This is a genomic window from Rheinheimera texasensis DSM 17496 (assembly GCF_000711985.1).
GTDB classification, from domain to species: Bacteria; Pseudomonadota; Gammaproteobacteria; order Enterobacterales; family Alteromonadaceae; genus Pararheinheimera; species Pararheinheimera texasensis.
This window is the reverse complement of record NZ_JONU01000008.1, coordinates 629,195-639,910: the sequence shown is the minus strand read 5'-3', so window position 1 is coordinate 639,910 and position 10,716 is coordinate 629,195. Positions and strand designations below refer to the sequence as shown.

The 10,716-nt window shown below is 50.6% G+C and carries 7 protein-coding genes; 2 read left to right on the top strand and 5 right to left on the bottom strand.

The window, feature by feature from the left end:
* Positions 1-652: 652 nt before the first annotated feature.
* Genes metH through metA form a run of 3 tightly spaced genes read right to left on the bottom strand, consistent with a single transcriptional unit; the run spans position 653 to position 5,273 of the window.
* Positions 653-3,280: a methionine synthase gene (gene metH, locus Q399_RS0108795; RefSeq protein WP_031567872.1), complete on the bottom strand. Its 2,628-nt coding sequence runs from the start codon at positions 3,278-3,280 to the stop codon at positions 653-655.
* On the bottom strand, positions 3,280-4,344 hold the full coding sequence (locus tag Q399_RS22315) for a homocysteine S-methyltransferase family protein (protein WP_031567870.1): 1,065 nt from the start codon (positions 4,342-4,344) through the stop codon (positions 3,280-3,282). Before Q399_RS22315 ends, metH begins: the two co-directional genes overlap by 1 nt.
* Positions 4,341-5,273, bottom strand: coding sequence for a homoserine O-acetyltransferase MetA (metA, locus tag Q399_RS0108785; RefSeq protein ID WP_031567868.1), 933 nt, complete (start codon positions 5,271-5,273; stop codon positions 4,341-4,343). Before metA ends, Q399_RS22315 begins: the two co-directional genes overlap by 4 nt.
* Positions 5,274-5,419: 146 nt before the next feature.
* Between metA and Q399_RS0108780 the strand changes: the two genes are divergently transcribed.
* A complete protein-coding gene (locus Q399_RS0108780) occupies positions 5,420-6,361 on the top strand; it encodes a type 2 periplasmic-binding domain-containing protein (protein WP_211253240.1) in 942 nt (313 codons plus the stop codon).
* A 94-nt stretch (positions 6,362-6,455) separates the two neighbouring features.
* On the opposite strand, the gene recA is transcribed toward Q399_RS0108780, so the two are convergent.
* Together recA and Q399_RS0108770 are read right to left on the bottom strand one after the other, a co-directional pair.
* Positions 6,456-7,511, bottom strand: a complete 1,056-nt coding sequence (gene recA / locus Q399_RS0108775) for a recombinase RecA (RefSeq protein ID WP_031567866.1) — start codon at positions 7,509-7,511, stop codon at positions 6,456-6,458.
* 42 nt (positions 7,512-7,553) lie between these two features.
* Positions 7,554-8,066 (bottom strand): CinA family protein, encoded by a 513-nt coding sequence (locus Q399_RS0108770; protein ID WP_031567865.1) that lies wholly within the window; start codon positions 8,064-8,066, stop codon positions 7,554-7,556.
* A 34-nt stretch (positions 8,067-8,100) separates the two neighbouring features.
* Between Q399_RS0108770 and mutS the strand changes: the two genes are divergently transcribed.
* Positions 8,101-10,686 (top strand): DNA mismatch repair protein MutS, encoded by a 2,586-nt coding sequence (mutS, locus tag Q399_RS0108765; RefSeq protein ID WP_031567863.1) that lies wholly within the window; start codon positions 8,101-8,103, stop codon positions 10,684-10,686.
* Positions 10,687-10,716 lie beyond the last annotated feature (30 nt).

The following is a 10,716-nucleotide window of genomic DNA, read 5'->3' as shown; positions in this document are numbered from 1 at the left end:
CTTGCATGTGTTAGGCCTGCCGCCAGCGTTCAATCTGAGCCATGATCAAACTCTTCAATTAAAAGTTTTGCTCAGTTTACTGACTAAATAAATTGACTATATAGTCACTCAACTGAAGATTTATTCGTATTACGCGAATCATCTCCAACGAGTGCCCACACAGATGATTGATTGCTAATTGTTAAAGAGCGTGCTTCGACTTCGAAGCGGGAGGCGTATCTTACACTTCCCAGATTTTAAGTCAAGCAGAGAAATTTACTATTTAAATAAACTACTCTGCTCAACCTACTTACTTGCCTTGCTTGCGATTTTGAGGCTTTCACCCCAACCTCACTGCGAGGCGGCCATTTTAGTCAGTTTTCATTTCGTGTCAAGCGTCTTTTTATCGACTATTTTTCACTTTTCAAACTCACCCGGCGTTTCGCGTTTCGCTTCACCCCGTCGGCATGGCGCGCATTATAGGCCCTCACGAAACTTACGCAAGCTTAAATTTGAGAAAAGTTGGGGTTTTGCGATCGTTCGGGTGTTTTTTGCTCGAAGTGCTGTTTTTATCGTAAAAACCTGCTGATAAAGCCGCCAGCACAGAGACAAAGAAGCCAATCGCGGCAGCGATTGGCTTCTGTTACCTACTCTATATAGCAGTAAATATCCGTTAGCGCAGGTTTGGTGCTAACCAGGTTTCTGCTTCGCTGCGGCTCCAGCCTTTCTTCGCCGCATATTCTGACAGCTGATCTTCACCAATCTTGCTGACCGCAAAGTACTTGCTATCCGGATGTGCTAAGTACCAGCCCGATACTGCAGCGCCCGGCCACATGGCATAGCTTTCGGTCAGCAACATACCGATCTGCGCCTCTGCATCTAATAAAGAGAACAAAGTGCCCTTCTCAGTATGTTCAGGACAAGCCGGATAGCCCGGCGCCGGACGAATCCCCTGATAAGCTTCCCGAATAAGCTGCTCATTATCCAGTTGTTCATTGGCGGCATAACCCCAGTATTCTTTGCGTACTTTCATATGCAGATACTCGGCCAGCGCTTCTGCTAAGCGATCGGCCAGCGCTTTCACCATAATACTGTTGTAGTCATCATGCGCCTTGGCGAATTCTGCGGCAAACTCATCCGCGCCAAAACCGGTACTGACAGCAAAGGCACCGATGTAGTCGGAAATTCCTGATTCCACAGGTGCGATGAAATCAGCTAAAGAGCAGTTCGGCGCTTTGTTACGAAGTGCGACTTGTTGGCGCAGATTAAACAAACGGCAACGCTCGGCTGTGCGGCTTTCGTCGGTCCAGACAATAATGTCATCGCCATCGCTATTGGCAGGGAATAAACCGAATACGGCGCGCCCCGTGACTTTTCGTTCTGCGATCATCCGATCTAACATCGCATTGGCATCCTGATACACCCGGCGGGCTTCCATCCCAACTTCGGCATGATTCAGAATTGCAGGGAATTTACCGGATAATTGCCAGGTCAGGAAAAACGGGGTCCAGTCGATGTAATCGCGCAACACTGCTAAATCAACATCCTGCCAGACATGCACGCCAGGCTGCCGCGGAGCCGGAGCGACTTTTTGCAGATCCAGTGGAAAACGATTAGCCCGCGCCTGTTCCAGCGTCAGCATTTCTTCATGTTTACGGCTGCGCTGATGTTGCTCGATGACACGCACATATTCATCCTGCACCCGCGCCAGATAATCTGGCTTCAGCTCGGCCGAAATCAGCGACTGCACCACAGACACACTACGCGACGCGTTCGGCACATACACCACGCCATGCGCATAATGCGGTGCGATTTTGATTGCGGTATGCGCTTTGGAAGTAGTTGCGCCGCCAATTAATAGTGGGATAGTAAAACCAAGGCGGGTCATTTCTTTGGCGACATGCACCATCTCGTCTAACGATGGTGTGATTAAACCTGATAAACCGATGACATCCACATTCAGCTCTTTGGCTTTTTGCAGCAAAGTGGCGCACGGCACCATGACACCAAGGTCAATCACTTCATAGTTATTACACTGCAGCACCACACCAACGATATTCTTACCGATATCGTGCACATCGCCTTTGACGGTAGCCATCAGTACTTTGCCCTGAGTCGTGGCACCGGAGCCGGCTTTTTCCGCTTCTATATAGGGCTGCAGATAAGCTACGGCCTTTTTCATTACGCGGGCCGATTTCACCACCTGCGGCAGGAACATCTTGCCTTCGCCAAACAAGTCACCGACGACATTCATGCCGTCCATCAACGGGCCTTCGATCACATGCAGCGGACGCTCGACACTCAAACGTGCTTCTTCGGTATCCTGATCGATGAAATCAGTAATACCTTTGACCAGCGCATGCTCCAACCGCTTGGCTACCGGCCAGCTGCGCCAGGCATCGTCTTCTTTGACTGCAACCGTCCCTTTGCCATTAAACTGTGCAGCGATTTCCAGTAAACGTTCAGTCGCATCGGGCCGGCGGTTTAACACCACATCTTCAACACGGTCTTTCAGTAGCTCCGGAATATCATCGTAGACCGCCAGCTGACCGGCGTTGACGATACCCATGTCCATGCCAGCTTTGATGGCGTGATACAAAAACACCGAATGAATGGCTTCGCGTACCGGATCATTGCCCCGGAAGGAAAATGACACGTTCGACACACCGCCGGAAATTTTTGCATGTGGGCAGAGCCGCTTTATCTCGCGGGTGGCTTCGATAAAATCAACGGCATAGTTGTTATGCTCTTCAATACCAGTGGCAACGGCGAAGATATTCGGATCAAAAATAATGTCTTGTGGCGGGAAACCGATTTTTTCGACCAGAATCTTGTAGGCGCGCTGACAAATTTCAACTTTGCGCACTTTGGTGTCGGCCTGGCCGACTTCATCAAATGCCATCACGACCACAGCGGCGCCGTAGCGGCGTAATAACTTCGCCTGCTGAATAAAAGGCGCTTCACCTTCTTTTAAAGAAATCGAATTGACCACTGCTTTGCCCTGAATACATTTCAGCGCGGCTTCAATCACTTCCCATTTCGACGAGTCGACCATAATTGGCACACGGGCAATATCAGGCTCACTGGCCAGCAAATTCAGATAACGCACCATGGCAGCTTTGCTGTCGAGCATCGCTTCGTCCATGTTGATATCGATGATTTGGGCGCCATTTTCGACCTGCTGCCGCGCCACATCCAACGCGGCTTCAAATTTGCCGTCCATGATCAGTTTTTTGAAGCGGGCAGATCCCGTGACGTTGGTGCGCTCACCAATGTTGATAAAGCGGGCTTGTTGTTGCATCACCACTCCAGTGAAAAGGCTTCAAGACCAGCCAGATTAAAACTGTGACTGACCGGCTTCGGCAAACGCGGCGGTAAGTCCGCAACGACATCAGCAATAACACGAATATGCTCAGGCGTCGTACCGCAGCAACCGCCGACAATATTAATAAAGTTGTTGTTGGCCCAGTCTCTGATTTCTGCCGCCATATCCGTCGCATTCAGGTCATATTCGCCAAATTCATTTGGCAAGCCGGCATTTGGATGTACAGAAGTCGCACATTCGGCGATAGTCGCCATGGTTTCGACATAAGGCCTTAACAAATCCGGGCCTAACGCGCAGTTCAGGCCAAAACTGACCGGTTCGACATGCGCCAGCGAATGATAAAAGGCTTCAGTGGTCTGGCCCGATAAAGTCCGGCCTGATGCGTCTGTGATAGTCCCGGAGATCATCACAGGTAACTTATAACCGAGTTCATCGAACACCTGCAGCACCGCAAAAGCGGCGGCTTTTGCGTTTAACGTATCAAAAATGGTTTCGAGCATGATGAGATCGGCACCGCCTTCAATCAGTGCATGGGTCGCTTCGGTATAAGCAGCAACCAGCTGATCAAAGCTGACATTGCGATATCCCGGGTCATTCACATCCGGCGAAATCGACGCAGTGCGGTTCGTTGGCCCCAGAATACCGGCGACAAAACGAGGTTTTGCCGGATTTTTTGCGGTGAATTCATCACAAGCCTGCCGCGCCAGACGCGCCGCTTCGCGGTTAATCCGTGCTGCCAGATGCGACATGTCGTAATCGGCCATCGCAATAGTAGTAGCGTTAAAACTGTTGGTTTCCAGAATGTCCGCGCCAGCCTCGAGATACTGCCGGTGTATGGACAGAATCACTTCGGGCTTAGTCAGCACTAATAAATCATTATTGCCTTTAAGGTCTGAAGGCCAGTCGGCAAATTCAGTGCCACGATAATCGGCTTCCTGCAACTGGAAATTCTGGATCATGGTGCCCATGGCGCCGTCCAGCACCAAAATACGCTGTGCCAGTAATTGTTTAAATTGGTCGGTAGTCAGTCGGGCACTCATACAGCTCTCCCCTCGCCGACGCGAGCTAAATCAAATGGTGTAGCCTGATAGACATAATAATTCAGCCAGTTACTGAATAACAAAAAGGCATGACTCTGCCACAGTTTCATTGGACCTTTGCTTGGGTCGTTGTCTCGGAAATAATTCTCCGGCACTTTAGGGTTTAAACCTGCGGCAAGGTCACGCTGGTATTCATCGTTTAATGTGGTTAAGTCATATTCCGGGTGCCCAGTGACAAAAATCCGGCTACCGCTGGAGTTTTGCAATAAATAAGCGCCGGTGGCGTCGGCTTCGGCCAATACATGAATGTCCGCATGTTGCTGATACTTTTGTTTTGGCACTTGGGCATAACGAGAATGCGGTACGAGGAAGCTGTCATCAAAACCACGTACTAGTGGACACAAAGGCTGCACCACATTTTGCCAGTAGACACCGGACAGTTTTTCGCCGCGGATCTCCCGCTGCAAGCCATAGTAGTAATAAAGAGCTGCGTGAGCCGCCCAACAGAGGAACAATGTAGATGTGACGTGTCGATCGGCCCAGGACAGTATTTCGGATAACTGTGGCCAATAACTGACATCCTCATAATCGACCAGCCCAAGCGGTGCACCGGTGATAATCAAACCATCATAGTTTTGCTGCTGCACATCAGAAAAATAACGATAAAAACAATTCAGATGACTTTCCGGCGTGTGTTTGCTGACATGGTTGTCCAGCCGAATTAATTCGATATCAACCTGCAGCGGACTATTGGCCAGCAAGCGCAATAACTGAATTTCAGTAGTCACTTTGTTGGGCATCAGGTTCAATATAGCAATGCGCAGCGGGCGAATATCCTGAGTGCGGGCCCGGCTTTCAGTGATCACAAAGACATTTTCTGCCGACAAGGCTTCAACTGCTGGCAACTGATCTATCACTTTAATTGGCATACAGGCTCCACAACACCACAAAGATGCGTCACTTTGCCGAATCACCCGCCAATTGTCAACTTCTATACGTTTAGACGTCTATTTGTTATTTTGAAATACTGTCGTTTCAGCTCTATGCTGGAACTCAGCTAAGAAACGGAGTGACCATGAAAATAATTGGCTGCATCTGTAGTTTGGTTCTGGGCTTTTGGTGTCTGGCAGAGCCCGTTTTACCTGAGTCCGAGGGAATTCCGGTCTATATTCGTGACGATGTTTACGAAGATTATCTGAAGTTCCTCAACGGCCGCCCGGTGCTGAGTGTTGTGGATTTCCGCGGGGCGACCATGCGGCGTGATGTTGCAGATATGGTATTGCTGCAACAGGCCTTAGCTTTGGGCGGGTTTACCAAGAACTTTTATTATCAACCCGGCAAGTTTAATTTCCGCAATACCAAAATGCTGGAGAGTGGCGATTCACTGCTGAGCTTTGACACCTATTGGCTGACGGATGCCAAAGCCATGGCAGGCAAAGTTTACCTCAGCGAACCGGTGGTTCGACGCGGAGAATATTTAGCCGGTATATACACCAGTCCGGAAAATCTGCCAGTGCTACGCACCCGGACTTTAGCGGAATTGCGTAAATTCAGCGGGGTCTCTACGCCGAAGTGGCGCACCGACTGGGAAACGATGAGCGCATTAGCGCTGAAGGAACTCATTCAGGAAGATGAATGGTTAAGTCAGGCACGGATGGTGCATATGCGTTGGGTTGATTTTATGCTGATGCCGTTTTTTCATGATGAAAACGGCATTTATCAACTGGAACAACTGCGTTTAAAAGTCGTACCTGGAGTTGCAATTTTGCTGAACGACAGCCGGCATTTTGTCATCAGTAAATCTCATCCGGACGGTCGTTATGCCAGTGAGGCTTTGAATAAAGGCCTCAAAATTCTGCGGGATAATGGCAGGATTGAGCAGTTGTATAAACAAGCCGGTTTTATGTTGCCAGAAAATTCAGTGCAGATATTGAATTTGCCTGCGGACGCAACATCGCAAATAAAGCCAGCTTTACCATCCAAACCGTTGAGTAAATCCGATGAACGTCAACAGTAAAAGAAATGGCCCAAGCGGGCCATTTTCTGTATCAGACCTGTGCTGCAATTCGCCAGGTTATTGAAAAATTGCCATGCAGTACTTAGTCTGCAGTTTAAAATTCTTCATCAAGCTCAGCCGGCTCGGCAGCTAACTCTTCAACAGCTGGAGCGCCTTTGGTTGGTTGCAGTAACAAACGGTTGCGCAGTTCGGTTTCAATCTCTTGTGCTACAGCTGGATTTTCTGCCAGATACTTCATCGCATTAGCTTTACCCTGACCGATTTTATTACCTTTATAGGCATACCAGGCGCCGGCTTTATCGACCAGTTTTTCTGCAACGCCTAAGTCAATCAGTTCGCCGGTTTTACTGATGCCGGCACCGTACTGAATAATAAATTCAGCTTGACGGAACGGCGGTGCGACTTTGTTTTTCACTACTTTAACGCGGGTTTCGTTACCCACCACTTCTTCGCCTTCTTTAACAGAACCAATACGGCGGATATCTAACCGGACTGAGGCGTAGAATTTCAGTGCGTTACCACCTGTGGTTGTTTCCGGGTTACCGAACATCACACCGATTTTCATCCGGATTTGGTTGATGAAAATACATAAAGTGTTTGAGCGTTTGATATTCCCTGTCAGTTTACGCAGCGCTTGTGACATCAGACGGGCCTGCAGGCCGACGTGGCTGTCGCCCATGTCGCCTTCAATTTCTGCTTTTGGTGTCAGAGCGGCTACAGAGTCGACGATGATGACGTCTACTGCTGCAGAACGGACCAACATGTCGCAAATCTCTAAGGCTTGTTCGCCGGTATCAGGCTGAGAAACTAATAAATCTTCGACTTTCACACCCAGTTTGCCGGCGTAAATCGGATCCAGCGCGTGCTCCGCATCGATAAAAGCACAGGTTTTACCCATTTTCTGCGCTTCGGCAATCACCTGCAGCGTTAAGGTCGTTTTACCTGAAGATTCAGGACCATAAATTTCAACGATCCGGCCACAAGGTAAACCACCAATGCCAAGCGCAATGTCCAGACCCAGAGAGCCGGTAGAAATCGCATCAATCTCAAGCGAGGTGTTATCTCCAAGCTTCATGATTGAACCTTTACCGAACTGACGCTCGATTTGGCTTAAGGCTGCGCTGAGGGCTTTTTGTTTATTGTCGTCCATCTGGAACTCCGGAAAAAGGGTTTTGCCTGAAATGCTGTATGCTCATACAGTAGTTGAATCAATTTGTGCTGTCAATAACTGAATCATCTGCTGCAAGGCAAAATCGATACTTTGTTGCCGGACAGCCGATCTGTCGCCATGCAGCAGAATTCGCACTGTAGCGACCGCGCCCTGCACATAAAAACCAAAACAGACAGTCCCCACCGGTTTTAATGCACTGCCACCATCCGGGCCGGCGATACCGGATACCGCCACAGCACAATCCGCGCCTGCAGCCGTTGCAGCTCCGCTGGCCATTTCAGCGACAGTCTCTTCACTGACAGCACCAAACTGCAATAATGTCGCGCTTTTAACGCCCAATAACTGCTGTTTGGCTTTGTTGCTGTAAGTAACAAAACTGCGGTCCAAATAGGCTGAGCTGCCGGGGATCGCGGTCAACGCGTAGGAGATCCCACCGCCGGTACAGGATTCGGCGGTGGTGATGCTGAGCTTTTTCCGCAATAATAGCTGACCCAGTGCAGAGGCCAGTGTCTCGGTATGGGCCGGAACTGTCATTTTCATTCCATTTTGGGACATCAGAATTTTAATTATGCCGTCAGAAATCCAGACCGGGCAAGCGACAACTGCCCATACGCCGATGATGCAACAATACCTCGCGCTCAAAGCAGAGAATCCGGAGATTTTATTGTTTTACCGGATGGGCGATTTTTATGAGCTGTTTTATGACGATGCAAAAAAAGCAGCGGCGTTGCTGGATATCTCGCTGACCAAACGCGGTCAGTCGGCCGGAGCACCAATCCCTATGGCCGGCGTGCCGCATCACGCAGTGGAAAACTATCTGGCGCGGCTGGTACAGCTCGGCGAATCCGTAGCGATTTGTGAACAGGTTGGCGATCCGGCGACCAGCAAAGGCCCGGTTGATCGCAAAGTGGTGCGGGTCGTGACTCCCGGCACAGTCACCGATGAAGCTTTACTGCAAGAACGCCAGGACACTTTGCTTGCTGCTGTTTATCAGCATAAACAACAATTTGGCCTGGCGTACCTGGATTTAAGTGCCGGCCGTTTTGTCCTGACTGAATTACCAGCCCTGGACGACCTCGCCGCGCTGTTACAACGGCTGAATCCGGCTGAATTATTATATTGTGAAGACCAGCCGCTACCGGAATTAGTGTTGGCCCGTAAAGGCGCGCGCCGCCGGCCGGTATGGGATTTTGAACAAAGCAGCGCTGAACGTGCTTTGTGCCAGCAATTCGGCACGCGCGATTTACAAAGTTTTGGCGTGCAGGACGCCCGCTTTGGTCTGATGGCGGCCGGCTGCCTGCTGCAATATGTCAAAGATACTCAACGTGCCAATCTACCGCATTTACGCAGTATTTCCTTAGAAAAGCACAGCGATCATATAGTGCTGGACGCCGCGACGCGGCGTAATCTGGAACTGACTCAGACCTTAAACGGCCAATATGCGCATTCTCTTGCTGCAGTGCTCGACCAATGTCAGACCGCGATGGGCAGCCGCTTATTAAAACGTTGGATCCATGCCCCGCTGCGCGATCAGGCCATTATCACAGCGCGCCATCTGGCCGTCAGCGAACTGCAGCAATATGATGCCGAGTTACAACCACTGCTGAAACAGATTGGTGACATTGAACGAATTGTCGCCCGGTTGGCACTGCGTAGCGCACGGCCACGCGATTTCGCCAGGTTACGTCAGGCGCTGCAGCAACTACCGGAACTGACACCATTGCTAAGTCAGCTGCAAAGCCAACGCTTACAGCAACTGGCTGCAGACTGCGAACCAATGCCGGCCCTGACGGAATTATTAGAACGCGCCATTATTGACAACCCACCGGTGCTGATCCGCGATGGCGGCGTCATCGCCGAAGGTTATTCAGCGGAGCTGGACCAATGGCGGGCTTTAGCCAAAGGTGCGACCGATTATCTGGAACAGCTGGAACAACGCGAAAAAGCCCGTACCGGCATTGCGTCGCTCAAAGTTGGATTTAATAAAGTCGCCGGTTATTACATCGAAACCGGCCGCGCAGCAGCAGATGCAGTGCCGCCGGACTACATCCGCCGTCAGACGTTGAAAAACAACGAGCGTTACATTATTCCGGAACTAAAGGAATATGAAGACAAGGTACTAGGCAGCGAAAGTAAAGCGCTCGCCCTTGAAAAACAGCTGTATGAACAACTGTTTGATTTGATTGCACCGGATTTAGCCGCGCTGCAGCAACTCGCGGCCAGTTTGTCGGAACTGGACGTACTGACCAACTTTGCCGAACGCGCGGTACGACTGAATTACTGCCAACCGAGACTGGTGGCAGAGACCGGTATCCATATCGAGCAAGGCCGTCATCCGGTTGTGGAGCAGATGACCACTGAGCCTTTTATTGCCAACCCGCTGGAACTGACACCGAAGCGGCATTTGTTGGTGGTGACAGGCCCGAACATGGGCGGTAAATCGACTTATATGCGCCAGGCGGCCTTGATAGTGTTGATGGCTTATATCGGTAGTTTTGTGCCGGCACAAACGGCCACTTTGGGGCCGGTGGACCGGATCTTTACCCGGGTCGGTGCTTCGGACGACCTGGCGTCCGGCCGTTCGACCTTTATGGTGGAAATGACTGAAACCGCGACTATTTTGCACCATGCCACCGCACAAAGCCTGGTGTTAATGGACGAAATCGGCCGCGGCACCAGTACTTATGACGGTTTGTCATTGGCCTGGGCCTGTGCCGAGTATCTCGCCACCAAACTCAAAGCACTGACCTTATTTGCTACGCATTATTTTGAGCTGACGGATTTACCTTCATTGCTGAGTGGTGTTGCCAATATCCATCTGGATGCGGTTGAACATGATGAACATATTGTGTTCATGCATCAGGTGCAGCCGGGTGCAGCTAGTAAAAGCTATGGTCTGCAGGTCGCGCAGTTGGCTGGCGTTCCCAAAATCGTGATCCAGCAGGCGCAGCGTAAACTCGCGGCTCTGGAGCAACAGCAGCCAAAAGCGGACAACGCCGTGAAGGCGGCGCAGCCGGCGCAGCCGGCGCAGGCTGATTTGTTTGCCGAACCAACCCCACATCCGGTACTGACGCAACTGGCCGAAGTTGATCCGGATGACCTGACACCAAGGCAGGCACTCGATTTATTGTTCGCCCTCAAACGCCAGCTTTAAATAGCCCGCATTAAAAAACGGTGCCAGCTG

Coding starts and splice junctions, on each gene's coding strand:
- metH (WP_031567872.1), bottom strand. CDS start 3,280: ATGCAACAACAAGCCCGCTTTATCAACATTGGTGAGCGCACCAACGTC.
- Q399_RS22315 (WP_031567870.1), bottom strand. CDS start 4,344: ATGAGTGCCCGACTGACTACCGACCAATTTAAACAATTACTGGCACAG.
- metA (WP_031567868.1), bottom strand. CDS start 5,273: ATGCCAATTAAAGTGATAGATCAGTTGCCAGCAGTTGAAGCCTTGTCG.
- Q399_RS0108780 (WP_211253240.1), top strand. CDS start 5,420: ATGAAAATAATTGGCTGCATCTGTAGTTTGGTTCTGGGCTTTTGGTGT.
- recA (WP_031567866.1), bottom strand. CDS start 7,511: ATGGACGACAATAAACAAAAAGCCCTCAGCGCAGCCTTAAGCCAAATC.
- Q399_RS0108770 (WP_031567865.1), bottom strand. CDS start 8,066: ATGACAGTTCCGGCCCATACCGAGACACTGGCCTCTGCACTGGGTCAG.
- mutS (WP_031567863.1), top strand. CDS start 8,101: ATGCCGTCAGAAATCCAGACCGGGCAAGCGACAACTGCCCATACGCCG.